Raw genomic sequence first — 26,595 nt, 5'->3', positions numbered from 1 at the left:
CTGCAGTGGCACGCTGAGCGAGTGGATCTCAACCTATCCGGGTTGACGACTTACACCACTCCGCGGGACATCACCCGGCGTTTGAATGCGCCGTCTTCTCATCCACCTCAGGAACTGCGCATGACCATCGAAACCAAACACGGTGCATTTGGCAGCGATGCCGCCAACTTCATCCGAATGTTGCCGGCCCAGCCCGCGCAACCCCAAAAGGGGGAGCTAGCGGTACTGGCTCTCGCGATGGAATCCAGTCCGGACGGGCTAAGCCCAGGCCCTGACGCCGAAGAAAACATGTTCGTGCCTGCCGGATACACCTATTTCGGCCAGTTTATCGACCACGATTTGACGCTCGACACCACGTCCACGTTCGATGGTGTGAACGCTCCCACCAACCAGCGCACACCTCGCCTAGATCTCGACTGTGTCTATGGCCGCGGTCCCATCGACGATCCCGAAATGTATGAAGTCGACGGCGCCACGCTCAAGCTGGGTCAGCCCATCGACCCAGCGCACGCGCGCCTGGACCTGCTGCGTGACGCCACCGGCCGCGCCGTGATTGGCGACCCGCGCAATGACGAAAACTCCATCGTCAGCCAGATTCAGGTGCGTATTTCAGCGATCGTGGACGCCCATTTCAGGCTGATCGTGGACGGCAAAACGGTGTTGCCGTGGGCAGCGCCGGAGAGGCGCGCAGGAACTGGTTTGACTGTAGCTGAATCGTCCACGATCAGCCTGAATTGGCCGGCCGTGGTGCCGGTGTCGGGGTTGGTTTTGAGCCCGACTTGATCTCAAGAATTCAGGCCCCTGCCAGGCCGCCGGAGGCCCCTCCCTCGGCCGTGTCGCGCATGGACTTCGTGGCCTTGAGCTCGATCTTGTGGCTGGCGTGCACGACCCGGTCGAGGATCGCGTCCGCCAGCGTCGGGTCGTTGAGGTAGGTGTGCCAGGCCTTCACCGGCAACTGGCTGGTGATCAGCGTGGCGCGCGTGCCGATGCGGTCGTCCAGCAACTCCAGCAGGTCGTTGCGCTCGGGTGCGCCCATGGGCGCGATGGCGAAGTCGTCGATCACCAGCAGGTCGAGCCGGGCCAGCTGCGCCAGGCGCCGGGCAAAGCTGCCGTCCCCGTGCGCAACCTGCAACTCGTCGAACAGCCGCGCCGCGCGCACGTAGAGCACCGAGAAGCCGCTTCGCGCGGCCTGGTGCGCCAGCGCGCAGGCCAGCCAGGTCTTGCCGCTGCCGGTGGCGCCTGTGATCAGCAAATTGCGCGCGTGGCGCAACCAGTCGCCGGTGGCCAGCGCCGTGATCAGGCTGCGGTCCAGCCCACGGCTGGCGCGCCAGTTGATGTCCTCGACGCAGGCCGTGCTCACCTTGAGCTTGGCGGCCTTGAGCAGCCGGGCCACGCGCCGGTCGTCGCGCCAGGCGATCTCGCGCTGCACCAGCAGCGTGAGCCGATCGTCGAAGGGCAGTTCGGCCGCGGCGGTGCTGCTGGCCTGGTCTTCCAGGGCATGCACCATGCCGTCCAGGCGCAGCGCGCGCAGTTGGCCCAGGGTGGGTTCGCTCAGCATGGGGGTCGTTCTTTCTTGGTGAGGGTGGTTGGGGGGCAGTGATGAGTGGTCAGTGGTAGTAGTCCGGCCCGCGCACGTTCTCGTGCGCCACGACCGGGTTGTCCGCGGTGCCCAGCGGCTTGGGGCTACTGTCCAGGCCGCATTGCAGGATGCTGGTCACGCTGCGCAGGTTGGGCGCGCGGATCGCCATGGCCCGGGTGCAGGCGGCCTCCAGCCGCGGCGCGCTGTACTTGCGCGCCAGTGCCAGGAGGCCCAGGCAGGCGCGGTAGCCCTGCTCGGGGTGCGGGCGGTGGGTCATCTGCCAGCTCACCACCGCGGCCGTGCTCACGCCGATGCGCTCGCCCCAGGCGATGAGCTTGGCCGGCGTCCATTCAAGATGGGCGCGGTGCGAGGCTGGCATGTGGTCGGGCGTGGTGGTGAAGCCACCGCGTACGGCGCTCAGCGCATGGCTGGCCACGCGCTGGTTGGCCGCGAAGCACTCCAGCAGCGCGCCGGTGACGCGCACGTCGAGCTTGGCCCCCACCAGCCGGTGCGGCACGCTGTAGCAGTGGCCGTCGAACTCGACGTGGTAGTCGATGTTCACCTTGGCAGTCTTCCAGCGGCTGATGGCAAAGCGGGTTGCCGGCAGCGGCCGCAGCACCGGCGCGTCCAGTTGCTCGAAGGCGCTGCGCCGGCAGCCGGGCAGCTTCTTGAAGGGCCGCTGGTTCAGGTCGGTCAGCAGCAGGCGAATGGCCTGGTTGAGCTCGCCCAGGCTGAAGAAGCGCCGGTTGCGCAGCCGCGCCAGGATCCAGCGCTGCACCAGCAGCACGGCGGCCTCCACCTTGGGCTTGTCACGCGGGTGGGCCGGCCGTGCCGGCAGCACGGCGCAGCCGTAGTGCTGGGCGAATTCCTCGTAGGCGCGACCGGGTTCGGGGTCGTAGCGGCCAGGCGTCTTGATCAGCGCGCGGGCCTGGTCGGGCACGATGAGCTTGGGCGCGCCGCCCATGAACTCCAGCGCCTGCACCTGCGCGCCGATCCAGTCCTCGGTGGTCTGGCGCGGCGTGGCACAGGCAAAGGTGTAGTTCGACGCCCCGAGCACGGCCACGAAGATCTGCGCCCGCCTGATCTCGCCAGTGCTGGCATCGACCACGGGCACGGTGTCGCCGGCGTAGTCGACGAACAGCTTCTCACCGGCGACGTGCACCTGGCGCATCGAGCGCGCTTGAGCCTTGGCGAACTCGCGGTACTTGATGCAGAAGCTTGTGTACTTGTAGGCCAACGGGTTCGCACTGGCGTACTCCTCCCACAGCAGCATCAGCGTGACGCCGGGGCGCTTGAGCTCCTGGTGGACGGCGCCGAAGTCGGGCGCCAACTGATGGCTGGATCTGGCCAGCGGCGGCCGGTACAGCCGGGCCTCCAGCTCCTCGTCGGTGAGCTCGTCGGCGATGGCGCAGTCCACGCCGGCCACCCTGGCCAGAAGCACGTACTTGCCGACCACGCTCTTGGAGATCTTGAGGGCGCGGCCAACTTCGTTGTAGCTCAGGCCGGCCTGCAGGTGCAGGCGCAATGCCTCTCGGATACGGCGCATGGTGACTCTGTTCGTTGGCATCGGCTCGGACCGCAAAAAGCGGCCAGCCTATGCCGGTCAGAAGATCACCTGCGTACCACCCCAATCGTCCACGATCAGACTGAAACGCCGTCCACCATCACGCTGAAATCCCGTCCACCATCAGGCTGAAACGGCGTCCACGATGGGCTGAAATACGCATCAGGCATCGATGAACCGCTTCCACAACAAGATGGTTCTTCAGCAGAAGGCGGCGGGCTTAGCGGGCGCCGCGCTGTTCAACGCCGCGCGCGACCGCGTTCGCTGGACCTACCAGCGTGTGGTCATCGAGGACTACCTGGCGCGCATCGTGCGCAGCGATGTGATTGCAGCCTTCGAAGCCGACCGCCAGCCAGACCTGCGCGGACGGTCGACCAATGCGGCGGCATTCCCGCTGTACCAACCCGAAAACCGGGCGGCCCTGCCCATCGAATTCTCCGGTGCCGCCTACCGTTTCGGCCACTCGATGGTGCGCAACGGCTACTTCTTGCGCGACGGTCAGTCGTTCCCGATCTTCGATGGCAAGATGGACGAAACCAGTCTGATCGGCTTCCAGCCACTCATCGCAGAGCATCTGATCACCGACTGGTCGCGCTTCTACCCGGACTCAGCGAATGAGTCGACCCTCAAGGGTAACACCTTCATTCCGGCGCCTGGGACAGCTGCAGGTGACAACGGGGTCAACAGCAGTCCTGCGGATGCGCCCGGCACACCCCGCTTGCAGTTTGCCTACCGAATCGATCCCTCGATCGTGAATCCTCTCGCTGCATTACCGGTAGCGGTGGCTGACGACCCGCCACCGTCGCTGATCGTTCGCAACCTGTGGCGTGGCAGAGTGTTCCAGCTGCCTACTGGTCAAGATTTTGAGGCAGCACTCCAGCACGCCGGCAAGATCACTGCGCCGCTGGATCCCAAATACTTGGTGGTGCGAGAAGAGCTGAAACAGCGCAGTGCCGCGGACGAGAAGCAGTACCGCTTCGTCCCACTGAGCGATGAGCTTGCGGTCGCAACACCGTTGTGGTTTTACATCCTTGCCGAAGCGCAGCAGGCCATGGTGGATGTGTTTGGCTCGCGCGTGTTCACCGAATCCGACATGAAGCAGCGCGCCACCGCTACCGGCGCGCAACTCGGCGCTGTCGGTGGCCGAATTCTGCTGGAGGTCTTTCATGGCCTCCTTGACTCCGACCCGGACTCGTACCGCAATCATGCGGCGGCGGTGGCCTGGGAACCTGATCTGGCACGGCTGCGTGTCTGGGACATCGTGACGGCCTGAGCGGCTTACGCCACCGCTTCGCATTTCGGGAGCGTTCGCCGAGGCTGAGTCAGCGGACACGGGCAGGTTGCTGCTGTCTGCCGCATGTGTCATGCACCATGTCGCATGGGCTGCAGGAGCGCGAAGCCGTCTTGCTTTGATGTACAAAGGAACGTGGGAAATGGCCGACTAAAATATGCCGCACTATCGATGGTCATGCCTTGCCTGTGGTGAGGCGAACGCTGCTGACGTTGAGGCATGTCCGGTATGCGCCTGTCCGGCGAACGCCATCGTGAGAGATATCGCGTCGTGCCGCGTTCAATACCTTGGGCGAGGCGGCGTTCTCAAAGGCGATGCCAGGCTGGGTCTTCAGCCCGAAGTTGCGGCGTTTGATGTTCTTTGTCGCCCAGTCTTGTTCGCGCTGCTGGGATGGTGGCCACGTGGTCGAACTGGACGTGGAGACCGCGGTTGATGTGCTTGACCGCGTTGCCGTGTCCCGCCGATGCGGCGGTGCTGCACGGTTGCGGCTGGCTGCGCAGTGATGCGCCGGCTCGGCAATCCCTCTTCTCTTTTCCTTCTTTGTGTCCCCCGGCCAAGGCCGGGCCGCGCTCTTGTGCTGCGCATCGAGCCACCTTTGGCGTCTCGCCCCTTCGGCTTCCATCGCTGACACCTCCGGCCCGGCGCTTCACGCGCCCGGCCTGCGCGCTGGCGCTTGCCAGGGTTCTGCGCAGGTAGCGGCCCCGCGCTGCCATCTTTCCTGAGTTCATCACCTTGCCCGCGACCGTGGCCGACGCCTGCCGGCCAGTCAAGGCGCACCGGCCGTGTCCTCGCCTGCGGCTGTGGGCCGCCCCACCCCGGTGCTTGTTTCCTTGACAGGCCGCCCGCCGCCGTCCCGGTGTTTCGCGGGCGATGAACTCAGGAAAGACGGCGACGATAGGGCGGGCCTCCCGCTTTGCGCCGAACCCGAAAGGCCAACCAAGGCCGGGCTCTGAATCTTGGAATCCGGTCAACCTTTCAAGTACCTGAATTCCTGAGTGGCATCTCCCAAAACGATTGGTTCATTCATTCACTTTGAGGAGTTTTCATCATGCAACTCGCATCCCGTTTCGCTTCCCGTTCCCCCGTCCTGCGCAGCAACACCGCGCTTTCCGATGACCAAATCCGCGAGGTGGCCCCGTCCATCTTTGCCGCGGAAAAGCACGAAAGCCGGTCGGAGCGCTACGCCTATATCCCGACCGGCGCCGTGCTGGCCGAACTGCGCAAGGAAGGGTTTCAGCCCTTCATGGTCTGCCAAACCCGCGTGCGCGATGAAGGCAAGCGCGAGCACACCAAGCACATGGTTCGTCTGCGCCACGCCAACCAGATCAACGGCGCCGAAGCCAATGAAATCATTCTGCTGAACTCGCACGACGGCACGAGCAGCTATCAGATGCTCGCCGGCATGTTCCGGTTCGTCTGCAAAAACGGCCTGGTGTGTGGCGACGTGGTGGCCGATATGCGCGTACCGCACAAGGGCGACGTTGCCGCCCAGGTCATCGAAGGTGCCTATGAGGTGCTGGACGGCTTCGACCTGGTACGCGAGCGTCGCGACACCATGCAGGCCCTGACCCTCGCCCCGCGCGAGGCCGAGCTCTTCGCAGAAGCGGCGCTGAGCTTGAAGTACGACACGGCCGAGGGCAGTGCGCCCATTCGTCCCGCACAGCTGCTGCAGCCGCGTCGGCACGAAGACGCCCGGCCCGATCTCTGGACCACCTTCAACCGCGTGCAAGAGAACCTGGTGCAGGGCGGTCTGCGCGGGCGCAACGCGACGGGCCGCCGCCAACAGACCCGGCCCGTCCAGGGCATTGATCAGAACGTCAAGATCAATCGCGCGCTGTGGATGCTGGCCGAAGGCATGCGCCAGCTCAAGGCCTGAACCCCTGGCGGGGCGCGAGCCCCGCCTCTTCTTCTTCTTCTTCTTGTCTTCTCCCATCGCTAGGAGTTGTCACCATGAACACCGCGACCATCACCGAAGCCCGCGCCCTCGCCGCCGCCGCACTGGAAGCCGCCGACCCCACCAAAAACCTGATCCTGGTTCCCTTGTCGCGGCTGGTGCTGCGCCCCAAGGGCCGCAACCTGCGCAAGGCCCCGCGCCTTTCGATTCCCCAGCTTGCCACCAGCATCCACCGCGTTGGCCTTCTGCAAAACCTCGTCGTCATCACCGCCGCCGATGGCGTGCATTACGAGGTGGCCGCCGGCGGGCGCCGCCTGACGGCCCTCAAGCTCTTGTCTCAAACCCGCCGCCTGCCGAAGGATTGGGAGGTACCGTGCCTGCTGGTGGCCGATGGCACCGCACGCACCGCCAGCCTCAGCGAGAACCTGCAGCGCGAACCCATGCACCCGGCCGACCAGTTCGAGGCCTTCGCCGCGCTGGTGGCCGAGGGCCGCAGCATTGAAGACATCGCCGCCGATTTCAGCGTCTCGCCGCTGGTGGTGCAGCGCCGGCTGAGGCTGGCCAATGTCTCGCCGCGCCTACTGGCCGATTACCGCGCCGACGCCGTGTGCCTCGATCAGTTGATGGCCCTTGCCATCACCGACGACCACGCAGCGCAGGAAGCTGCCTTCTACGAGGCGCCGGCCTGGCAGCGCGGCCCCGCTGCGCTGCGCGAGCGCCTGACGGCGCGCGACATGGATGCAAACCGGCACCCACTGGCGCGGTTCGTCGGACTGGATGCCTACGAACATGCCGGCGGCGGTATCCGCCGTGACCTGTTCGCAGAAGACGGCCCGGGCCTCTACCTGACGGACTCGGCATTGCTCGACCGGCTGGCGCAGGAAAAGCTGGCCGGCATCGCCGCCGAGATCCGCCGCGAGGGCTGGGCCTGGGTGGATGCCAGCATCACCGCCACCCAGGCCGATTTGCAGGGCTTCCAGCGCGCCCCGCAGACCCGCCGCGAGCCCAAAGCGCGCGAAGCCCGCCGCATCGCGCGACTGCACACTCAAATCCGCTCCGTGGCCGACGCCATGGAGCGGGCACTCCGTGCGGAGGACGACGCCAGGGCGGATGCCATGCGCGAAGCCGGCGAACGCTTGCGCGCGCAGCTGCAGGCGGCGGAAGACGCCTTGCAAGACTACAGCCCGGCCGTGAAGGACGTGGCAGGCGCAGTCGTCACCGTGGGCCGCACCGGCGAGCCCATCATTCATCGCGGGCTGATGCGCGACGCCGAAGCCAAAGCATGGCGCACGCTGGAACGCCTGCGCCAGGGCTTTGCGGGCACGCCCAGCGCGAACGATGAGGCAGCAGAAGACACGACAAAAGTCTCGGCCCTGTCTGATCGGCTGGTCCAGCGGCTGAGCGCCCACCGCACCGCCGCGCTGCAAGTCGAACTTGCCCGGCGTCCGCAGGTCGCCCTGGCCGCGCTGGTGCATGGCATGGTGCGGACTTTCCGGCCGGAAAGTCTCGACGGGCCCGGCCTGCCGCTCGGCGTGCGGCTGACCATGCAGGACCGGCTGGCAGGCCTGGCCCCGGACTATGCGGAATCGCCGGCTGCCCAGGCGCTGCGGGAGCAGCAGAAAGCCGCCTTTGAGGCCTTGCCGCAGGACAGCGCGGGGCTGTTCGCTGCACTGCTGGCAAAGCCGCAAGATGAAATGGTGCGACTGCTGGCCGTTTGCGTGGCCGCGACGGTGGACGTAGTCACGCCCCGCGCGACGCAAGAACAGCCGGGCCACCAACTGGCCCAGGCCGTGGGGCTCGACATGGCCGCTTGGTGGAAGCCTACGGCCGAGGGGTATTTCAAGCACATGCCGAGGGCCGCCATCCTCGACGCCGTGGGCGCATTCGCGCCGGAGCATGTTGCCCGGCTGGCGAAGTTCAAGAAAGACGAGATCGCCGGGGAGGCTGAGCGGTTGGCCGAGGGGGCCGGCTGGATGCCGTCGATGTTCCAGGCCGAGATGTCGGAAGGGATGGCACGCCTGAATGCGTGATGCTTCGGCGCGGCCGGTGAGCCGCTTCAAGGTTCCTGTGACCAGCCGCCCGTCCCTGACGGGCGGTTTTCGTTTGGCCGATGCGCCCCCTTCGCCCGCGCCCCCCACCCAGCGCATCCCAAGCGAAGAATAGTCTAGGATACGCAGCTTAGCTTCTACTGTCAGGCGCTATTTCTTTCCTAAATCCGCAAGTAGTGCTTGAGCAATAGGATCTTTGTATTCTGCGCCGAGAGAGCATTGGTGTAGATATTCCAACTCCCGGCGAGTCATAGTAATTGACTCGATTTTTCGCCTATCGCGGTTCACGCTGAATTTAATGGCAAGCTCACCTAGCTTAATCGTGAAGGCGCCGCCGGACATCGCTGCTCCAACCCAGCACAAACCACCTTCTTGGTAGCCCAATACAAGGGTTCCTGAAAACAGCGCGGCGAGCGCAATCAGGGGGAGGCTTGCAATCCTAGATCTTTCCTCCCGAATGCGCGTCGCCAAGCTAAGTACTTGCTTGGCTTCAGAATTAGTAAGCATAGTCGATACGCCGCGTTAAGCTACGAGCTTCACAAATGTGCCTCCAAGATATATAGGCGTGTCCGGCAGACCAAAGGAAATAGAGAGACACAATGAATAGTGTAATTTCTTTTGAATACCAGAATGCATCAAGCATTTGCCTTGACCACGGCGTAAGTATGAGGCCGATTGCTAGCTGTTGATTAACTATTTCGGCTAAGCACAAGACAAGGAATGCCGCGAAGCCATTGACCAGCGCTCGGATTAAGTTGGCTCGGGCTAGTTCGTATGCTTCTGCAAGTACGAAACTGATATCTTCTTCATGCAAGTCCAATTGCTGCCTCCCTGGTCCTGAAAAGATCATGCTGCGACTCACTTTGGCACGCGGGAGAAGCAGCCCCATGAGGTGCATTCTCAGCCTGCCGTCGGCCTTTGCCAAGAGCTATGCCGCGAGTGTCAAGTTCGCATAGTCCCACGATGTGGACCGACGAGGCCGTGCCTACGACATCGTGGCCGCGTTCGCTTCACAAGCTATACAACATCCAGGCAGCCGCGTATCATTAAACGGGATGATGAATTGGCTGATTGTGCGAAGCGTGACTGGCCCTTCGAGCCTTCTTCGCCCATCCTAGTGGCGGTCCGCACGCTTGGCGTTTTGAGCTGCAAATTTGTGTGCAGTAGCGTCGCCGGTATTTCGATGTGGCCACAGAAGACGCGAGCGCAGGGGGCGCGATCATTAACAAGTGGCCAGCACACCACTATCACCTAGGAGCGTCGCTTTCAAGGGCTACGCTGATGCGATGGAAGATGTTGAGACAAGACAAGAGCCCAATCAAAAGTACCGCGAAAATAGAGCGCTACGGCTGTGGAGTTTGTTGCGTTCCGAGGTTACGGCTGCTACCAAATCCGGATTGAACGGAAAGGGCGCGATCCAGGAACATTTATTTCTCTCCTCCGGTAAGCCGAAGAGAGAGTATCGGCTCTCCATTGTCACGGTAGAAAATGGATGGAATTCACGATTACCTTTGGCGGTATTTGATCGGTCTTCACGCCCTTGGCAAAATGTTTGCCGCCCGGTGAGTCTGAAATGGTTGGTGGATGAAGAGTATATTTTTGTCGCCCACGGCCAAGATATCAACGACGATTTTCTCGCGCAAAATCAGGCGAGGCTGTATATTTGCCACGACCAAAATCTGGATTGCGAGGTGCTGCTGATCGACTTTCCTTTGGCGCACTTCGCTAAATTGTACAAGCAATGGGGGCATGTGCAAACCAAGCGGGCGCGAAGCGAATTTATCATGGCTTGGCATACAGCACCGGCGAAAGCCCGGCCCGGAACTCGCAAGCTTCCCGCGAATCTACCACTTAAGTCTCCCCCTCCTCCGGCCGATAACGGAGCATCTTTGCCGCCCTCTTCATCGCCACCGGCGCCAATATCGCCACCGCCAACCGACAGGTAGTGGTCATGATTTGGAATGCTTCACCTCCCGTAAGGACACTAGCATGACGCAAGAATATGATTTTCTTCAAGATGCAGAGCAGCGAGAGGATGAGTGGCGCGATATTTTGGTCGAAATATATACAAATCGCATATATCAGCAGGTGCGCCGGTCTATCCTTGAGTGGCGGGAGAGTGTGGTAAAGGTCATCTCTCTGGTTCTCGCGTCAAGCGCCTTTATTACTCTCAAGACCAATGCTGCACAAATATTGTGCGAAAAAATCTCGACAGCTGGTGCTGTGGCGGTTCCCGCTAATGGAGGCATGTCACTACATGAAATATTTTTTTCAATATTCATGCTGGGAATTGTTGCTATAAACTCCTGCTCATTGGTTTTCCAGTGGAGTGCAAAAGCTCGGGATGCGTCTATGAGATTCGACGCTTGGGGGAAAATGGAAGAAGAAATCAATCGCGTTGGGCTTGCCGATTTCCAGATGAAAGAATATAAAGAATGGAAGGGAAGAATGTCCGCAATTACTTCGGGCGAGCCTATTCCTAATATGAAAATCATTGCGTGGGCGGAGCGGCGTGCACGCCATATGCTCCAACATGGCACTTCCGGAACTGAGCCATTGCGCGGTGATGAGTTGGAAAAGAAATGGCCAATTTTTGTGACGCTCAATTAATTGTCACAAATAATTCACATTTTATCGTTTTATATATGATATTGCTCTTCTCAGAAAGGAGAGCAATCATGTCAACTTTACCAACCCCACTCGAAGAAGCGGCGTCTTCTGTTGCTCGTACGAAGGAAAATCTAGAACAAACCGGGGATAGGAATGCTCGGATAGCAGCCGGTTACGAAAAATGTATTGCTGAAGTTCAGCGTCTAAAGACCCGGCTTGACGAAGTCGTCAAGAGCAATCCAGAAAGCTTCGAATCATTATTCGATGTTCGTTTGATCCGCAATTCCGCCGGTAATGTGGGTCGCAACGAAAATAATCAGATTACTGGATATTATCGCGAGTTGTGGGGATTATCCTATGGCCTTACAGCCGATGGCGATCTACAAAATCTAAGAGATACCGTGGTACGTGACAAAAAGAATATTTGCATAGATGCCCGTGAGCGCAGCAGGTAAATAGCGCTACCTTCCAGGCGTTCAGTCGTGCCAATGTACGGCGCTTGCCCATCATCGTGCCGCCTTACGGGGCAGCCTGCCTGGGTGTGATGCTATGGAGCGCGCCTGGCCGCATTTCTCGCCGGGCGCTGCGGGGCATCGCGACGCTGATGATCCTCTCGGTTGCCAGCACGCCCTGGGCGGCCAGAGCGCAGGGGGACATGCAGGACCACGGGTACAGCGAGGAGGCCTATCACCAGCTCCAGGCCTCGCAGCTGGTGCGCTCGCTCGCCGTTACAGCCGCCGCGCTGTGGGCGCTAATCGAAGGGTGGCGCCAACCGAAACGGGTCGCTTCCGGCCGCAAAGACGGAACGTAATGGATGCTGCCAGCAGACAAAGGGAGTCGGCAACGTCAATCGGCGCCCACCTGATAGTCGGCTTCATGCGTCCCCCTCCGCCGCATAAAGCGCGCGCACTGTAGCTAGCGGCAGGCATAAAGTCATTGGCTGGAGGGGCGACGGCAGGAAGCCACGGGAAAGGTAGAAGCGCTTGGCGTTTTCCGACAAGGCGTGCACCAGCAGGGCTGCGATGCCTGCGTGCTCAGCCGCATGCAGAGTCCGGGTGATGGCGTCCCGCAAGAGCGCGGTGCCGATGCCTTTTTGCTGATGCGCCTGATGGATTGCTAGGCGCCCAAGCACCATCACCGGCAGAGGGTTCGGCCGATTGCGTTGCAACGGCTTCGGCGCTTCTTCGCGACCGATGGCGCCCGCTGCGAGGCAGTAATAGCCAACCACGCTGTCACCCTCCGTGACCACGAAGGTGCGAGACGCGTCATTGAGCTGGTTCGCACGGGCGCGGCGGATGAGCCATTCGTCCAGGCTCGCCTCGCCGCTGATGAACGCGTCGAGCTGGTGGTGATCGGAAAGCGGTGCTGGCGCCGACAGCATCAGCGCTGGCCCCAGGGGGCCGGCGCGTTCATGGTGCGGCGAAGGCGGTCGGACGGCGCTGGCGGCGCATCGAGCAATGCCTGCATGGCCGCAAAGCGCTGCGAATCAACCGCGAAGTAGGTCTGATCCAGCAGCACTTCCTCGGCCTGTTTGCAGGCCGCTTCCAGCATGAAGTCCGAACGGCTGCGTCCCAGGCGTTCGGCGGCCTGGTCGATCAAGTCACGCTGCCGCGCTTTTGCACGGATGCTGATCGTTACTGCCGATGTTGCCGTTGCCATGGCGTCCTCCTGTGGCTGCGTTTGTCCTACAGTCACACTACGCGGATGTATATCACTTGTCAATACAAGCCTATCTTACCGCTTGCTGGGGAAGTGATGAGCCGCGTTGTCCAGCGATGCAATTGAGGCGGCGATGTCGGTACTACTGAGGCAGTGCGCTGGCGAGCAGCGCGATGCCGATTGCGTGGCTGTGGGGGGTCGGTCGTGCGCCGTCGGATGTGGTCCATGCCCTCGGTCTGGTCGGCGGCCTTACCCCGTCGAGGCGGTTTGTCCTGCTCCGGCCCGCTCCATTCGCTGCGCTCCCGTGTAGGGGACAAGCCGCCGGTTCGGCGGGGTGGAGTGGCGCCGTCCTTCGGGACATCAACCACAAACCAAGGAGACGACCATGAAAACCACTTCCAACCAACGCAGCAGCAAATCGCAATTGCCGGCCTATTTCGCCTACCAGGTGATTGAGCCGACCGCCGAGGGCAAATCCGCCCGCTGGAATCGCCTCGGTGCCTTCTTCCCGCATCAGGACGGCCAAGGTGGCACCCTCGTGTTGGACACGCTGCCGATTCACTTCGATGGCCGCGTCGTCCTGCGCGCGCCCGCAGAAGCTGAAGACGCGGAATAGCAAGCGAAAAGGCCAGCGGGTGACCGCTGGCCTTTTCGTTTGGATGCGCCGATTCCAAGTGCCCCGGCATGCCGGTGGCCGGCGAGTTATAAGCCCTTGAATATCTGTCGCTCAGCCCACTCTGCACCGGCCCGGGACACCATTTCATCCCAAGTCGCAAACTTTGACTCAATGGCCACAAAGGCATCCAGCTTTTCGCGAGGAATTGCCTTGAAATCTTCGGCTGATTCGAACGTGAAATTTCCAACGGCGAAAAATCGGTCTAAATCGGCAAAACGAGTGCTTTTTGCAAGAAACGCGGGCGTCAAAAGATCGATCATCGAAACCGACTGTTTGCCGTCGAGTTTCTCGGCATTCTGTGCCAGCTTACGCATATCGTTGGCGAGATCGCCCATGCTGATTTTTGGCATTTCTGCTCCTGTTGACCGAACTGGGGAGTTGTAAATGTGGATGAGGCGCCTTGCAAGGTGTCAATAGCGGACTGCGCTCGGAACCTCGCTATCAAACGCCTTGGCGCCGTCCGGAGCGCGGGCGGCATCTAGTGCAGCCAAGTCGGCGGCCGTGAAGTCGTCGAGGCTCATGGCTGTTTGATCGCGCCGTTTCAGCCGGTGGTACTCCGCCGCGGAGATGAGCACTGTCCATTCAAGCCCGCGCCGGGTGACCATGATCGCCCGAGTCTTCGCCAAGCCGTGGTACCTGGCAATGTTCCGTCGAAATTCGGACAAATTGACTCTCAGCATTTCTGTGCGGCGCCTCTGCATTCAGCCAGATTCTACGAATGGTGTGCATCTTTCAAGTCCAATTTTCTCGGCCAGGTGGTGTACGGGAAATGGGCATCCTCTCTTTTGAGGATGTGACCCGGCCGAACCGTTCTGACCGGGTGCTTCGGACCGCTTTTCGTGGTTCTTCGCGCAAATCTCGGACTTAACGACTTGTTAACCACCACCGTGGTAGGTTGGGCAGAACGCATCAAGTGGGGAGGGCAGCCATCGCGGACCAGCGCACAGAGAACGCTCAGCAGGCAAAGCCTGCTGAGCCGGAGGGTACCCTCCGCGCCGAATTGCAGGACCAGCTCGGCACCGCATCCGACGCGCTGGCCGCCCAGCTGGCGGAGTTGCGCTCCCTTGCCGCAGACAGCGCAAGCGCGTCTGCCATTGCCGGGTGCGCGGCTCAGCTTGCCTCGCTGAACGCGCTGCAGCGCAGCGTGTCCGTTGCGACCGGGGGCAACTTGGCGGCACTCCGCGCCGATATCGGTGCCGCCGTGGCCGCTGCATCAGCTGTCCAACAACAGGCCCGTGCAACCGTCGATGCGGGCACCGCCGCTGCGAGCCCCCTCGCCGTCACCGGCGCCGCGATCCGCCACGAGGTCACATCCCTGGCGGACGATCTGTTCAATCGCCGAATCTTCGATGCATACCTGACCTTCACCCCTCCCGAGGAAGAGACGGCCTATCGCGAACGCGAGGCCGAGCGCCAGCGCTACATCGCGCGGCAGCTCGCCAAAGGCACACCGGAAGGCGAGCTCAATGCAGCCGGCGCGACCGCCGGCCAAATGCTCGATGCAAACGCGCATGGCGCGGGCGAAAGCCCCGAATTCCTGCCGCGCTGGAACCGGTTGGTGGACACGATCCACAAGCATCGCGAAGCGATGCAGCAGGCCGGCCAATCCACCGCAGAATACGACCGCGAGATCGCCGCCAGTACCCGGCGCTTCCTCAAGTCCAAGGGGCTGACGGATTCAGAGATCGAGGCGCGCCTCAGCGGGTCGGCGGATCCGCTCGAAGCGGTGAAGCCATACCTCAAAACAGAGCAGGATGCTCGGGCGTTGGATCGCAATCTCACGCATCCCGCACTGGAAAAACCCGACGCCACCATGAACGTCGTTGCAGCGTCCCCGGCGGAATCGACGATGACCCAACCTGCAGCGGTGCCGGGGTTGGACGATGTAATGGCCAAGCTTCGTGCTTCAGGCGTGGCGTCAGCGGCTCATGAACCCGAGGGGCAAGTTGATCATGGCTTGACCGCTCAAGAGCGCTCGACGCCAACCAAATCAGGCTCGGCACTGGGCTAGCGTCTACCAGAGCCGGTGTTCAGGCTCGGTGAAGCATCCTTACCGGAGCCTGTCCTTGAGCCGGGTCATCAAATCCATGCGCTCATGCAGGATGGCGAGCAGGAGTGCGGGCTCGCCCGGGCGCGGCATGCAGAAGATGTAGTGCTTGCCAGTAGCGGCCATGCGCAATCCTGGAATCAAGGCGCTCATGTCCTTGTAGACACCACAGCCAGTAGCTACCGCCTCGGCAGCTTTTTCAAGCTCGGCAATGTAGATGCGGCACTGTGCCTCGCCCCACTCGGCAACGGTGTAGCGCGTGATTTCTTGAAGGTCCGCGGCCGCGCCTCTGCTGACGACATACGACCGAGTCACACAGAACCGCCGGCCTTCATGGCCTCCTCAGCGATGGCGGTGAGCGTGGTTGACAGCACTTCTCCCTTGGCGCTGGCGGCCAGGCGTTGTTCGAGCAGCCCCTTCAATTCGGCCATGGCGCGCTCTTCGTCGGATGCCGGAAAGAGGCGCTCAATCGCGTATTCGCGAATGGACTTGCCCTGCAACGCAGCCAAGGCCTTGATGCTTTGGTGCTGCTGCTCGGTGATGTCAATGGTCAGTCGGCTCATGGCGCGCATCTCCTATGCTTCAACCCACATTATCGTAAATGTGGGTTTGTGGGAAGCGCAAACTGCTGCCCGCCCGCCAAGGTGGCACTAGCGGGTGCCCGGCAGGAGAGCCACCACCAACGTGCCGTCCGCCGCGCGTAGGCCGTAGATGTAGCCGGTGGAGTAACACAGCCCGAGGTCCCGCTCCTGCTGTGCCAGGCAGCGTTCGGCAATAGGCTTCAATGTGGCGATGGAGGGGGCGCCCGCCGGCACGGCCGCACGTGCCTGATAGGCGACCGTGAAGCCGGCGTCCAGCACCCAGGCCGACGTCAGCATGGCCGCCTTCCCATTGCCGATGGCAACGCGATCGGCGCTGCCTTTGAGTGCGGCGGCGGCGATTGCTCCCGGAAGCTGCTCGTACCCGGTGCTGCTCCCGGTGAGCTTGTTCAGCAGCGCCTGATACGGCTGCAGCAGCGTCCCGTCCCGCCCCATGCGCAGCGCGACCAGGGCACACAGGTCGGACGCATCGGGTGGCGATCGCCACCCTTCGGTGCGCAGGTCTCGAACCGAAGTTGGCATCGAACCCGCAGCGCAAGTGCCACGCTCGCGCGCCAAAAGACTGGGGCTTAGGTCCGACAACACCTGCTGCAGCACCGCTTGGCGGTCCTCCTGGATTTCGGCAGCATTCGGGGCGGCCGTGGCCCCTGTGGCGGCCACGCCACAGGCGACACCCGCCAGCACTAAGCCAAGGCTCCTTACCGACCGGCGCGCTGCCCTCCCAAAAATGCCCGATTGAGCCTGTTTTTGCCCGCGATCCGCCATGCTCTCTCCACCTGGAACAACCCGTGGAGATCATGGGAGCCTGCAACAAAATCATCAATTTTGTTGCAGGCCCGGGCAAACCTGGCTAATTCCCTTACGAACACGCATCGAATTGGCGAAGCAGACGGTAAGGCGCGGGCGTCTCACCCCCTAGAAAACAGGGTGCAACCCTCTTGATGATTTTGTTGCACGAAGAGGAAACATGAATCGCGAGCGTTTTGATTCCTGGCAGGTTTACAGTTCTGCGGGTCATAGAAAGTATATAAACAGAACCGAGCGGGATGCCTTCTTAAAGGCGGCCTCCCATTTGGAAGAAAATGAAAGCGCATTGTGTGAAGTTGTGGTTCATACAGGCTGTCGTATATCGGAGGCATTAAGTCTTCGAAGATATCATCTCGATACCGAATTAAATCGGCTCGTCATACCTACCTTAAAGCGGCGCAGGATTGTTCTCCGCCAAGTTCCAATTCCGACTGATCTAATATCGAAACTATATAGGCTTCCTGTGGACGAACAAGGTCGGTTCTGGACGATCCATCGCGCAACAGCTTGGCGGATGATTAAACGGATCATGGACGCCGCAGAAGTGCAGGGCCCCATGGCAACGTGCAAGGGTTTGCGCCATGGCTTTGGTATGCAAGCGGCTATGTCTGGTATCCCTATCAATCTAATACAGCGTTGGCTGGGGCACGCTTCCCCAGCCACCACGGCAATTTACCTCGATGCCGCAGTACCAGAAGAGCGTGAATTTGCTCAACGCATGTGGGGTTCCAAGCTGTCAACAGATGCTAGTTAAGACCAACTGCCTTAGTCGGCAAGACTGGCATCTCGCCCCTTCGATGGAATAGTCGAAACTTGATAGAGGCACTAGATGCCGCAAGCCGACATCGCGGAAAGTATGGCTATTTCAATGGTGTATAGAACTAAAACCACTTTCGCCAAGAGTGTTGACAGCTGTTGCACCTATAAGCTTTTGAAAGGGTGCCCTTTGCCGCAAAGCCGGCCGCGGTCGTTCCGAATTTCAGCAGGGCTTCATGGGGATTTTTGGGCTTTAGCAGATGCCACGAAGCCCAAAAACTTGCTCGATCCGTATCGGTGGCCTCATGCCATTTAAGCTGTCTAGTTGAGGATGACTTACATTTCGGGCAGTCCACAAAATACTCCTTAATCAAATGTCATAAAAACTTAACACAAAAGCCAACTGGGATATGGCAATTTGGACTAATGGCAAACGTGTTTCTAGAATCAGATGCAATGAAGTCCGCAGTTATTGAATGCTGCTTCGTGGCTGCAATCGTGTTTTTGCCATTTGCACTAATTCGAAGCCATCAAATATCAGGAAATCCGTCGGCCGGAAGATTCTCCGGAAAAATAACCCAATCAAAAACAAGCAATTCCATCTAGTTTAATACATTGTTGAAGGAGAGTTAGGTTGATAAATTCAAATAAGACAAGCGCCGGCGATTTGGAGTTGAGCGCCGAGCAAATTAGATGCTTCGATGTGGCGCAAAAGCTAATGCAAGAATTCACCAAGAAATACAACGTCATCGTGATGCCTGTCAATATGGCAACCACGCAAACGGTGACTGGGCTAATCGCAAATATCGGGCATACTCGCTACGAAGAATGTATTAAGGCTGGCCGTCAGTAGGCTCCTTGATAGTGTATTTTGCATTTCGGTAAGGGTCGTATGTTGCCCAAGGTGAAACTTGGTTTGGCTGTTCGTCGCGACGCTTGATAAAGGCCGAAAGCCGACCATCAATCAATCCGGAAGAAATACCCAAAAAGTACATCGAGAAAACGATTAGATTTACTCCATAAAACACATTGAGTACTGCCGGCACCATTGCTCCTGGGGTACTTGTTACGTCGGAAAGAATTCGCCACGCACCCACGAACTCTTGAGGACTTTGAGGGATCTGCAATAGCTCTTCCTTGCTGGAAAGGTGCAAGTTGTTGATGAAAAGGCATGAGGCTACGTAGCACACAATAATTATGAAAAAATATTGAACCGTCATTAATTGAAAATACGCTCTGGTGAGGCGGTTCAGATCTTCGTTGTTGAACTCTCTGCCAAAATCTATCTTTAGGTATTTTGACACCCTCGGAAGTTCTTCGAAAACATCTGGAATTTCCATTAGATGTACCTGTGTCATAATTCGCAAGGTCGCTATTATGGTGGCGGTTAGGCCGCCCCATAGGAAATCGGCCCGTTGCAATAGTTCTGGCCACCAAATCTTCGCAAGCACAATTGGCAGAAGGGCACCAGAGCATCCAATTAGAATTGCGATAAATGCAAATAAGAAGTGAAGACCAATCAAGCGGCCGGCAATATATATCCACATAGCGAGAGGGTGCATGCGCCTCTCGCCTGGTTTTGGCATAGGCTGCCAGAAAAACTGTGGTATTGCACCAATCACGAGCGCTTGCCTAATGGTGGTCATGAATACTAGGTAGGATCCGAGTCCGATGGCAATAGGAGATGCAATATCTAAGGTGCGAGATAGCACAAATCTAACCGTTTCCATTATGCATACCTGTTTCTCTGCTTGGTAGATCCGAGTGGGTCCCCGAAGCAACCTACATCATGAAAGAAGTGGCCACCTAAAAAGCTTCGTCTGCCCTCAATATTGATGACGTTTGAGCTGCAAACGTCATCAATATTGAGGCGATAAAGTGAATGCTTCGCTGCAGGGCCGTGTATCGAGAGCGGGAATAGACACATTGGGTGCGGCCAATCCGTTCATGAGAGGATGACAAGCGTCGGGGCGGCTGATAGCGTGCAAGCGGCTTCCGTCCTGCATCCTTGCTGGGCGGGCACGTAAGGGCTGTTGGCGTCGTGAAGTGGCTTTGAATCTGGGGAGTATCTGACATTTTCTTGGATTTCAGTAATCTTTAGTTTGCCGCGTCTGCTTTACAGGCACCTAATTCTGCAAAAGGACATATCATGGCAACAGAAGTAGGCCTTTGGGCTGCCTTTGATAATAACGATCACCGAAACTCCGTAGCAAATGCCATTGGGGAAAGGGCCTTCCGGGAGGCAGTGGCGCTTGCCGCACTTTCCTTCGTTAAAATGCGATTGAAGGCGCATTTACCTGTTGGCTACCACGCAGATATCGACAGAGAGTGGATGCGCAGTACGAGTCCTGCGCATCCACTTCATGGCGTAAAAACACAGGTACATGATGCCTTGGCTGATCTGGCGCAATCCATTGATAATCACCACGGAAAGCCTGTTCAAACAAGACTGTCATTCGTTGCAGGAACTGTTCTTGCCAAAGCGGACATAATTGCTAGGCGAGCGGCCGAGTCTATTCAGAGGCCGCGACGCTGAATGAATTGTGGGGTGGCAATTGCTTGGCGTTCGCAGATCAATTGCTCTTTAAATTTTTCACCATCGATTACTTTTGGCTTATAAACTGCGCCTCGGCCGATAACTGAGGCTGTTCCCGCGATTACGGCTCCTACAATGATGCTACCTGCGGTGACTGCAGCGGCGATTTTTCGGCCTGGCGCAGTGTCGGCGTAAGGGAGTAGATATATGCCCGGTATTAAACCAGCAGCTGCCCCTACGCCTATCGCCGTGAGGTGATTGAGCTGATGGTCGGGCTGCGTGAGTGGCGTTTCTGCGTGGGACATGAATTCAGCATGGCTATTTGTGAATTAAATTGCCATATATATTTTGTGAAGATTTTGTGACGATTCCGTATTGGGCGTTCACTGAGAGTCAGCCGATGTTGGGAGAATGGGTTCAGGCACCCAGCTTTTGGCCTGTATTTCGACGCGCGTAATCTTTCGTACGAGCGCTGAGGAACTGGGCTCCATCCAAATCCTCTTGGAATATTCTTGGATGGCGAGCACCAGTCCACTTTGCAAGAGTCTAGGCAGTTGTTCAAGTTGATTTCCTTCAATCACGTAGTGCCGCGTTCCGAAATCGAGCGATACCATGGTGTCGCCGATATAGTCGACTGACGTCAACTGCGGATAGCTCATCATTTGTCCCACCAGCAGCCCTGTTTTGGGTTCGTAACGTCTGAAGTCGATGAAGAGCGCCGGCCGGCCCGCTCCGCGCTGCGCAATCCAAGGGCGATATTGCAGCGGGTCCGGCCCGTCCGCAAATTCGAACTCTGGCTCGGCAGTCGGGCGTGCATTGCCGTGCATGGGGGACGTGGGTTGGCGGTTGAGCAAATCTTTCCATTCGCTCATGGCTACCGCTCCTGTCCGTGGGAGTGGTCGTTGTCGGGTGCCTTTGGCGCAGCCGGCGCAAGGCGCTCGAGCTGCCGTTCGAACCAGCCGAAAAACCGCCCCACCGTCTGCGCCCGCTGTGCCGGCGTGGTGGTTGGCTCGATATCCATGCGCAGAAACGCCGTGCGCGTTGATTGCTCCACCTCACGGTAGTGTTTCGCCACCAAGAACTGTCCAAACCGTTCCTTCATGCTGCCGTACAGGTCGTGCATGTACCAGGCCAGGCGCAATGCCGGCTCCGGCAGCCGGGATAGGCCGCGCTCCAGCAAGCTGCGCCGGTCGATGCGCTCCTCGCTACCGGCGCGCTCCAGCGCCCGATTGGCGACGTTCTCCCAGTCCTCCCGGCACTGGTCGAAATAGTCCGGGCTGTTCCAGCTATCGAGGTTGCTGACCACCATGACGGGTTTCCCGTCCGGGTGCTTCGCACCGCTTGGGTCCTCGATCCACTCATGGCGGGACTTGCGCCCAAAACCAGTGCTGTCCAGCGGGCGCATGGTCAGCAGCACATGGGCATGCGGCTGCTCCAGTCCGTCGGAGGCAATCTTGTTGTGCCACGCCACATCCGCCACCATACCTTTGCCAACAAAGGAACGCGTCACGTATTCGCGGACGGTGGCGATGCGCTCAGTCGGCGCCAGCTCCCGCGGGATCATGATTCGCAGTTCCCGTGCCAACTGCGAGTCTTTTCGCTTCTCGGTGGCTTCCACCACATTCCACAGCCGCTCACGGCCGACTTGCTGGCACCAGCCAGGCGCGTCGGCCGGCAACAAGATCTCGCAATGCTCGACCCCACTGCGACGACGGTAGTCGTGAACCACGCCCGTGCGCTCGTCTTTCAGCCGCTCGCCCGCGCGATAAGCAGCCGCTGCCACCACCGAGCGTCCCGTACTGCGCTTGATGATCTGCATTGACCAACTGAACAGCGCCATGTAATCGCTTCCCCAGGCCAACACCGCCGCCCGCCCTCAAAGTGTTTATCCAGGCCCAGGGGGAGGGAAATGTGCACTTATACGTTGCTGCGCAACGTGCACCCTCCCGGAGGGCCCTACTAAACCAGAAATAGCAAATATTGATTAACAAATCCTTAATATCCGGGCGGTCGTCGGGTTGTCCAGTGGATCAAGACCAGCGCCTAGCGCCGGTCTTGAGGATCGCCGCCCCGTGGTGCCGGCGATCGCGTTAACAGCCGCGCGCAATGGGGTGGAAGTTGACGGTATGCAACTTCCAGTGGAGGTATGTCCATCAATGGATGGACGATGCTGATCGTGACAATGGCATCCTTGGATTGCACTGGCGTCGCCCTTTTCTTGCGCTTCACCAGCACGTAAATCCCCAGGCAGATAAAGCCGCCTACCGTGTAGATCAGCGTGCCTCGTATCAGCGGGTCATTTGCCTTGCTGAGGCCGTAGAGCAGCATCAGCGCGAAGAACACCATGGCAAAGCCGCGCGCAGCGTTTCTTCCTGCCGCGGATGGCGGGCCTTGTTCCCCGCCCATGCTGTCCCATTCCAGTTTCCAGCGGCGATAGGTGCGCAGACGCTCATTGGCCTTGATGGCGGCGCTCATCAATACCAATGCGATGAGGGTCGCCCCGCCGGCCATTTGACCTTCGAGCCAGCCATAACCAGTCGCGAGGCCGAGCAGCACCAATCCCGGCATCACCACCCAATTGCCGAGCGCATAGGTGAGCAAGGGAGGGCGGTTCATTGCTGGAAGTGGGTCAGCATGGCATTGCCGCCGGATGCGCCGAAGGCCCGCCCCGCCTGGTACCAGACCGCGGAAACCCGGTTGCCGTTGGCCGGCCCGCCGGTTTTGAGCATGCTGCCGAAGCGACCGGGTTCGACCATATAGTCCATTTGCTCCGCGTACCCGTGGGTCTCGCCGTGGTTCACCCCGCCTTGGCGACTCTCACCCCAGTTCTCGCCACCGCCTGCGGAACTCCCCGAACTGACGCTGCGGGTTTCGCCGCCCGGGCCGATGCTCTTCGAGCTGCCGGAATTGAAACCCCAATTCGTGCTGGATCCCTGGTTCAGGCCCCTCGAACGATTGGTGCCGACGCTTTCGTTGTACGAAGCCCGGTTGTGCAAGATCCGGCCCAGTGTCTTCGCCGCCCACTCGTTGGTTTCCGGGCAGGCATTGCTGTGAAATACCTTGGTTGCGAAGTTGCCAAGCAGGTGATGCACGCGGTGCTGCACGTTGTCGCCACCGATGCGTGCGTAATAGGTAGGCAGCGACTGCGAAAGAAACACCGTGCATGCCCGGGATCCCCGGCACGTCGCCTGAAACTCCGCATCGTACGAATTGATGAAGTATTGGGCTTCATCGGCCCAAAGGAACACCGGGCGGAGCCGTTGCTCTTGCGCCAGGCCGTTCCTGGCCAATACGGCACGCTGCCAGAGATACTTGAACACCTGCTGCGCGATGATGCCGTCCTCATTCAAGGTGAGCGCGGGCATGTTGAGCAGGATGATGGCACCATGAAAGCACAATTCCGGCACGATGGTGGTGCCTGCGCAAAAGGCCTGCTTCAGCCAACCGTGGTTAAAACGGTCGAGGGTCGTCGTCAGCGAAATGGTGATGTTGCCGCGCGTTTTGGGATCCAGGCTGGCGATTTCGTCGCGCCAGTAATAGAAGGCCTGTGCGCCCGTGGCATCGTCAAGGCTGCTTCGTGCGGCATTGAAGCACTGGAACATGAAGGAGCGGTCGTGCCATTTGGGGTCGCGCATTTCGTCGGGCGTCTGAGGCGCGCTGCGCACAAAGCGGATGATGTCGGGGATGGTCACGGTGCCGGTCGCGGCGTGAAGCACGGGAATCGTATGCCGCAACATCTGGCGCGTGGTGTCTTCCCAGAATGATTCGCCGCCGCGACCAGAGGAGGGCGTTGCACTGCGCGCGGCTTCCAATACGCGCATCAGGCATTCAACAACACTGTTGAGACCCCCCGTCCCTTGCCGCACCAATTCGTAATGCAGGAAATTGAACTGGTGCCGCTGTGGGGAGAACTCGATGAGCGAGCCGGTGCGGCCATGCGCGCGCAGGTATTGATACCAAAGGTCGGCCTCCTCGGGCTTGGCGCACAGGATCAAGCCGCCCATCCCCGCCCGCAAATACGCTCCCGCCAGCGCTTGGCCCGATCCGCTGGTTTTGCCGCTGCCGATGCTGCCCAGCACGGACACGCCCTGGCATGCGTCCCGCAACGTGAAGATATCCTCACGGGACAAACGCAGTAGCTCCGTGTCCAGGTCGAGGGCTCGTTGCGGCATCGGCATTCCTTGTCGCCGTCAGGGCGGCGAGAGGCAAGTATCCAAACAACGCTGACGACTTTCACCATCCCATTTGAGGATGCTTTTTGTTACATGATCGTTGAGTATGCAGGTTCGTCGCTGAGGCTCCGTGCCGTGATGCCGCCGGCTGGGGGCGTGTCTGCCACTTGCAGGAAATCGGCTGGGCGGCCCGCGCGTCCTCGTATCGAATGCTGCTGCCTGCCACAGGAGGAGGAAACCAGATGGGAATCGCCAATTGGTTTGTTGACGGCTTCGGTGCTGCGGTTACCGACATCCGGCAGAAGCTGGTGGAGGAAGGGTGGTTTGGCCGCGCGGTAACACCGCCCGCTGTTCCCGAGGAGGAGCCGACGCTTGACCAGGCCTTGGGCTGGGCCGCGACGCCTCCGGAGCAGCCCTCCAAACCTGATGATCGCGCGCACGGCATGGAGATCGAGCGATGAGCCACGGTCATCACCCGCCAGCCCAAGCCGTGATGGCGGCGCTCTCCCTCGCCGCGCAGCTGGCTGGACACCGTCAATCCGCGCATCACGCGCAGGCCATAGAAGCCATGCGGCATGGGGCATTGGCCCACATGGTCGACGTGCTGGTAGCCGGCCGCGTCGACACCGTGCAGCGCGGCTTTCATGAGGTGCTGCAGCTCTATGCCGAGCAGGCCCGGCACTTCATGGCGCAGCAAAAGGAATACAGCGACAAAGAGCTGGACAGCTCGGATCCCCTTCGCCGCATCGAGCTTCGCTCCCGCATTCACAAGATTGATGCGGAGTTGGCCAACCTGCGGGCCGACGCCAAATTGATGTTCGACCGCATGAGTGAGGTCGTGCTTGCGCTTGGCGGTGCCCCCGGCATGCTCGCAGGCGATGGAATGCAACCCTTGATGTTGGAGGTGGTTTGATGAGCCCCGAAAACAAAGCTCGCTATCGACGGCTACGCAATGGCGGAGGCTTCCTGCTGGGTTGCGCATGGATCGTCTACTGGTACACGCGTCTGGAGAACCAGCAGGCGGCAGAGTTCGCTGCGCTGAGCGGATGCGACGCGTTGAGTGGCCTCAAATGGGCGACCTGCAGTGCCTCCAACGGCGCAGAGCGCGGTGCCATTTCGTTTGCCTTCGGCGTGAAAACCATGCTGGCCGTTGCAACGGCGCCGTTCGCATTCCTGGTCAGTCACTACCTTGCCCGAAGCTATGTCGAAGGCGAGGAGAGCGCCTCCGTGGCAAGCGATGTCGAAGCAGCGCGTGAGGCACGGCAGCAAGCGGAAACGTCGCAGCGGGAGCGGATGGCGGCATCTGAGGCCGCCGCTCAGTCGGTGAAGGACACCTCCAACCGTGCTGAGTTCATTCAAAAGCTGGGCGCCGTCAGCGACCTGCTGGCGCTGTTGACGCACGAGGCAGACAAAGAGCGGATCCTGCTGATCCAGCAAAGCATCAACAAAGAGCTCCGGGAACTGATCGCGAAATATCCTCTGCCTGCGCTTGAGGGGATGGTGCGCAGGGATGAGGCCATCACGCTCACGTTGAAAAACATGCTTTCTCAACTGAGCCGTGCGTCGATGCACGCTGATGCTGCAATCGTGTTGGAGACGGCGCTGCGGCGTACTGCCGCCGCGTGAGCAGGATCTTGTTCGCGTGAGAACTTGGGCCGACTGATTGCTGCACGCGCCCTACGTCCTCGTGCAGGTCAGCACTTCCTAACCCGCCTGCTCGACTGTGTCAGTACCTCCGCCTGCGAAAGACGATGACGGGGCTCCGTGATGTGGGCCAACATAAAGTCTCACGCGCCTTCGGTGCTGCGCGCTGGTGCTTGCCTCCAGGGGATCGGCGCATGGCCCATCCCCGCCGCGGTGCCCTTGGCTCCCCTACAAAAGAGCCAAACCGGCGACGCCGGATCGGCTCTGCGGCCGCATTGCCTCGATTCACAAGTATGGGCGTTACGCAGTAGCGGTTCGCAAAGCATAGCGGTTTGCGGAGCCTAGCGGCCCATCGATTCGCAAGTTCGCGCGCTGAGAGGCTCATGCTATGAGCCTTTGAGGCTGGACACTCTAGGGCGTATTTTTGGTGAGTAGCAAATATGCTCGAATATTTCATTGCCGAGGGAGACCGCCCGCATGTCCTTGGCAACTGGCAATGCTGCAACCACGCGAACGGCAGGACGGCATCGCGCGGCGAGCCAAGCCGCACAACAAATACAAGGCTGAACCAGTGCAACCGGATCATCAACAAGACCGAACACGGGTTGGACACGTCTTCGCGCTTAGCACAGCCAGGCGGCAAATGCGTGCGAGCAATGGTCCTAGCACGCAACGCGTGCTCACCATCACGTCGCAATACGCGTCTTACATGG

General features: G+C 60.1%; 31 protein-coding genes. 15 read left to right on the top strand and 16 right to left on the bottom strand.

Translation table 11 applies throughout. The annotated features are described in order from the left end of the window. Positions 1-120: 120 nt before the first annotated feature. Positions 121-783: a hypothetical protein gene (locus AC3WR5_RS26000; protein WP_492488223.1), complete on the top strand. Its 663-nt coding sequence runs from the start codon at positions 121-123 to the stop codon at positions 781-783. A 10-nt stretch (positions 784-793) separates the two neighbouring features. Here the strand turns inward: AC3WR5_RS26000 and istB are convergent, their stop codons facing one another. Both istB and istA read right to left on the bottom strand, forming a co-directional pair. Beyond that, positions 794-1,558 carry an IS21-like element helper ATPase IstB gene (istB, locus tag AC3WR5_RS25995; RefSeq protein ID WP_492488221.1) on the bottom strand — a complete coding sequence of 255 codons (765 nt, stop codon included), beginning with the start codon at positions 1,556-1,558 and terminating at the stop codon, positions 794-796. 49 nt (positions 1,559-1,607) lie between these two features. Beyond that, positions 1,608-3,146, bottom strand: coding sequence for an IS21 family transposase (istA, locus tag AC3WR5_RS25990; protein ID WP_492488219.1), 1,539 nt, complete (start codon positions 3,144-3,146; stop codon positions 1,608-1,610). Positions 3,147-3,315: 169 nt separating this feature from the next. Here istA and AC3WR5_RS25985 point away from each other — a divergent pair, with 169 nt between their 5' ends. The 3 genes from AC3WR5_RS25985 (at position 3,316) to AC3WR5_RS25975 (ending at position 8,358) form a co-directional block, all read left to right on the top strand. Next, positions 3,316-4,416 carry a peroxidase family protein gene (locus AC3WR5_RS25985; RefSeq protein WP_492488217.1) on the top strand — a complete coding sequence of 367 codons (1,101 nt, stop codon included), beginning with the start codon at positions 3,316-3,318 and terminating at the stop codon, positions 4,414-4,416. A 1,066-nt stretch (positions 4,417-5,482) separates the two neighbouring features. Further along, positions 5,483-6,310 carry a DUF932 domain-containing protein gene (locus tag AC3WR5_RS25980; protein WP_492488216.1) on the top strand — a complete coding sequence of 276 codons (828 nt, stop codon included), beginning with the start codon at positions 5,483-5,485 and terminating at the stop codon, positions 6,308-6,310. A gap of 74 nt (positions 6,311-6,384) precedes the next feature. After that, a complete protein-coding gene (locus AC3WR5_RS25975; RefSeq protein WP_492488214.1) occupies positions 6,385-8,358 on the top strand; it encodes a ParB/RepB/Spo0J family partition protein in 1,974 nt (657 codons plus the stop codon). Between the two features lie 168 nt (positions 8,359-8,526). On the opposite strand, the gene AC3WR5_RS25970 is transcribed toward AC3WR5_RS25975, so the two are convergent. Then, positions 8,527-8,847, bottom strand: coding sequence for a hypothetical protein (locus AC3WR5_RS25970; protein ID WP_492488212.1), 321 nt, complete (start codon positions 8,845-8,847; stop codon positions 8,527-8,529). 815 nt (positions 8,848-9,662) lie between these two features. Between AC3WR5_RS25970 and AC3WR5_RS25965 the strand changes: the two genes are divergently transcribed. The 4 genes from AC3WR5_RS25965 (at position 9,663) to AC3WR5_RS25950 (ending at position 11,797) form a co-directional block, all read left to right on the top strand. After that, a complete protein-coding gene (locus AC3WR5_RS25965; protein ID WP_492488210.1) occupies positions 9,663-10,322 on the top strand; it encodes a hypothetical protein in 660 nt (219 codons plus the stop codon). A 43-nt stretch (positions 10,323-10,365) separates the two neighbouring features. Then, a complete protein-coding gene (locus AC3WR5_RS25960; protein ID WP_492488209.1) occupies positions 10,366-10,986 on the top strand; it encodes a hypothetical protein in 621 nt (206 codons plus the stop codon). A gap of 68 nt (positions 10,987-11,054) precedes the next feature. Next, positions 11,055-11,441, top strand: coding sequence for a hypothetical protein (locus AC3WR5_RS25955; protein WP_492488207.1), 387 nt, complete (start codon positions 11,055-11,057; stop codon positions 11,439-11,441). A 44-nt stretch (positions 11,442-11,485) separates the two neighbouring features. Continuing rightward, the gene (locus tag AC3WR5_RS25950) at positions 11,486-11,797 is read left to right on the top strand and encodes a hypothetical protein (RefSeq protein WP_492488205.1); all 312 of its coding nucleotides are present in this window, start codon (positions 11,486-11,488) and stop codon (positions 11,795-11,797) included. Positions 11,798-11,860: 63 nt separating this feature from the next. Here the strand turns inward: AC3WR5_RS25950 and AC3WR5_RS25945 are convergent, their stop codons facing one another. Together AC3WR5_RS25945 and AC3WR5_RS25940 are read right to left on the bottom strand one after the other, a co-directional pair. Next, positions 11,861-12,367, bottom strand: coding sequence for a GNAT family N-acetyltransferase (locus AC3WR5_RS25945; protein ID WP_492488203.1), 507 nt, complete (start codon positions 12,365-12,367; stop codon positions 11,861-11,863). After that, on the bottom strand, positions 12,367-12,645 hold the full coding sequence (locus tag AC3WR5_RS25940) for a type II toxin-antitoxin system TacA family antitoxin (protein ID WP_492488201.1): 279 nt from the start codon (positions 12,643-12,645) through the stop codon (positions 12,367-12,369). Before AC3WR5_RS25940 ends, AC3WR5_RS25945 begins: the two co-directional genes overlap by 1 nt. 385 nt (positions 12,646-13,030) lie before the next feature. Here AC3WR5_RS25940 and AC3WR5_RS25935 point away from each other — a divergent pair, with 385 nt between their 5' ends. Further along, positions 13,031-13,261 (top strand): hypothetical protein, encoded by a 231-nt coding sequence (locus tag AC3WR5_RS25935; RefSeq protein WP_492488199.1) that lies wholly within the window; start codon positions 13,031-13,033, stop codon positions 13,259-13,261. 86 nt (positions 13,262-13,347) lie between these two features. On the opposite strand, the gene AC3WR5_RS25930 is transcribed toward AC3WR5_RS25935, so the two are convergent. Together AC3WR5_RS25930 and AC3WR5_RS25925 are read right to left on the bottom strand one after the other, a co-directional pair. Beyond that, entirely contained in the window at positions 13,348-13,671 is a 324-nt protein-coding gene (locus AC3WR5_RS25930) for a hypothetical protein (protein ID WP_492488197.1), read from the bottom strand. Positions 13,672-13,731: 60 nt separating this feature from the next. Continuing rightward, a complete protein-coding gene (locus AC3WR5_RS25925; protein WP_492488195.1) occupies positions 13,732-14,001 on the bottom strand; it encodes a type II toxin-antitoxin system Phd/YefM family antitoxin in 270 nt (89 codons plus the stop codon). A 320-nt stretch (positions 14,002-14,321) separates the two neighbouring features. Here AC3WR5_RS25925 and AC3WR5_RS25920 point away from each other — a divergent pair, with 320 nt between their 5' ends. After that, complete coding sequence (locus AC3WR5_RS25920; protein WP_492488194.1) at positions 14,322-15,332, top strand: hypothetical protein; 1,011 nt, start codon at positions 14,322-14,324, stop codon at positions 15,330-15,332. Between the two features lie 39 nt (positions 15,333-15,371). Here AC3WR5_RS25920 and AC3WR5_RS25915 read toward each other — a convergent pair whose 3' ends face one another. From AC3WR5_RS25915 to AC3WR5_RS25905, 3 genes are all read right to left on the bottom strand, one after another. Beyond that, positions 15,372-15,683 (bottom strand): type II toxin-antitoxin system RelE/ParE family toxin, encoded by a 312-nt coding sequence (locus AC3WR5_RS25915; protein WP_492488192.1) that lies wholly within the window; start codon positions 15,681-15,683, stop codon positions 15,372-15,374. Then, positions 15,680-15,940 (bottom strand): antitoxin, encoded by a 261-nt coding sequence (locus AC3WR5_RS25910; RefSeq protein WP_492488190.1) that lies wholly within the window; start codon positions 15,938-15,940, stop codon positions 15,680-15,682. Before AC3WR5_RS25910 ends, AC3WR5_RS25915 begins: the two co-directional genes overlap by 4 nt. 78 nt (positions 15,941-16,018) lie before the next feature. Continuing rightward, positions 16,019-16,732, bottom strand: coding sequence for a hypothetical protein (locus AC3WR5_RS25905; protein WP_492488188.1), 714 nt, complete (start codon positions 16,730-16,732; stop codon positions 16,019-16,021). A 202-nt stretch (positions 16,733-16,934) separates the two neighbouring features. On the opposite strand from AC3WR5_RS25905, the gene AC3WR5_RS25900 reads away from it, so the two are divergent. After that, positions 16,935-17,528 (top strand): tyrosine-type recombinase/integrase, encoded by a 594-nt coding sequence (locus AC3WR5_RS25900; RefSeq protein WP_492488186.1) that lies wholly within the window; start codon positions 16,935-16,937, stop codon positions 17,526-17,528. A gap of 835 nt (positions 17,529-18,363) precedes the next feature. Here the strand turns inward: AC3WR5_RS25900 and AC3WR5_RS25895 are convergent. Next, positions 18,364-19,176: a hypothetical protein gene (locus AC3WR5_RS25895; RefSeq protein ID WP_492488185.1), complete on the bottom strand. Its 813-nt coding sequence runs from the start codon at positions 19,174-19,176 to the stop codon at positions 18,364-18,366. Between the two features lie 503 nt (positions 19,177-19,679). On the opposite strand from AC3WR5_RS25895, the gene AC3WR5_RS25890 reads away from it, so the two are divergent. Beyond that, complete coding sequence (locus tag AC3WR5_RS25890) at positions 19,680-20,066, top strand: hypothetical protein (protein ID WP_492488183.1); 387 nt, start codon at positions 19,680-19,682, stop codon at positions 20,064-20,066. Here AC3WR5_RS25890 and AC3WR5_RS25885 read toward each other — a convergent pair. The 5 genes from AC3WR5_RS25885 to AC3WR5_RS25865 form a co-directional block, all read right to left on the bottom strand. Continuing rightward, the gene (locus AC3WR5_RS25885; RefSeq protein WP_492488181.1) at positions 20,048-20,371 is read right to left on the bottom strand and encodes a hypothetical protein; all 324 of its coding nucleotides are present in this window, start codon (positions 20,369-20,371) and stop codon (positions 20,048-20,050) included. The genes AC3WR5_RS25890 and AC3WR5_RS25885 overlap by 19 nt on opposite strands. 78 nt (positions 20,372-20,449) lie before the next feature. Further along, positions 20,450-20,938, bottom strand: a complete 489-nt coding sequence (locus tag AC3WR5_RS25880; protein WP_492488179.1) for a hypothetical protein — start codon at positions 20,936-20,938, stop codon at positions 20,450-20,452. Positions 20,939-20,940: 2 nt separating this feature from the next. Further along, the gene (gene mobQ, locus AC3WR5_RS25875) at positions 20,941-21,906 is read right to left on the bottom strand and encodes a MobQ family relaxase (protein WP_492488177.1); all 966 of its coding nucleotides are present in this window, start codon (positions 21,904-21,906) and stop codon (positions 20,941-20,943) included. Between the two features lie 203 nt (positions 21,907-22,109). Beyond that, positions 22,110-22,682: a hypothetical protein gene (locus AC3WR5_RS25870; RefSeq protein ID WP_492488175.1), complete on the bottom strand. Its 573-nt coding sequence runs from the start codon at positions 22,680-22,682 to the stop codon at positions 22,110-22,112. Continuing rightward, a complete protein-coding gene (locus AC3WR5_RS25865) occupies positions 22,679-24,238 on the bottom strand; it encodes a type IV secretory system conjugative DNA transfer family protein (RefSeq protein ID WP_492488174.1) in 1,560 nt (519 codons plus the stop codon). Before AC3WR5_RS25865 ends, AC3WR5_RS25870 begins: the two co-directional genes overlap by 4 nt. A 242-nt stretch (positions 24,239-24,480) precedes the next feature. Here AC3WR5_RS25865 and AC3WR5_RS25860 point away from each other — a divergent pair, with 242 nt between their 5' ends. Genes AC3WR5_RS25860 through AC3WR5_RS25850 form a run of 3 tightly spaced genes read left to right on the top strand, consistent with a single transcriptional unit; the run spans position 24,481 to position 25,864 of the window. Next, on the top strand, positions 24,481-24,699 hold the full coding sequence (locus tag AC3WR5_RS25860) for a hypothetical protein (RefSeq protein WP_492488172.1): 219 nt from the start codon (positions 24,481-24,483) through the stop codon (positions 24,697-24,699). Then, positions 24,696-25,151 (top strand): hypothetical protein, encoded by a 456-nt coding sequence (locus AC3WR5_RS25855; protein ID WP_492488170.1) that lies wholly within the window; start codon positions 24,696-24,698, stop codon positions 25,149-25,151. The genes AC3WR5_RS25860 and AC3WR5_RS25855 overlap by 4 nt, the downstream gene beginning before the upstream one ends. Further along, a complete protein-coding gene (locus tag AC3WR5_RS25850; protein WP_492488168.1) occupies positions 25,151-25,864 on the top strand; it encodes a hypothetical protein in 714 nt (237 codons plus the stop codon). Before AC3WR5_RS25855 ends, AC3WR5_RS25850 begins: the two co-directional genes overlap by 1 nt. Positions 25,865-26,595: the final 731 nt, after the last annotated feature.

It is taken from the genome of Ideonella sp. FW305-24 (genome assembly GCF_058788035.1).
This window is presented reverse-complemented; position numbering and strand designations above follow the sequence as displayed.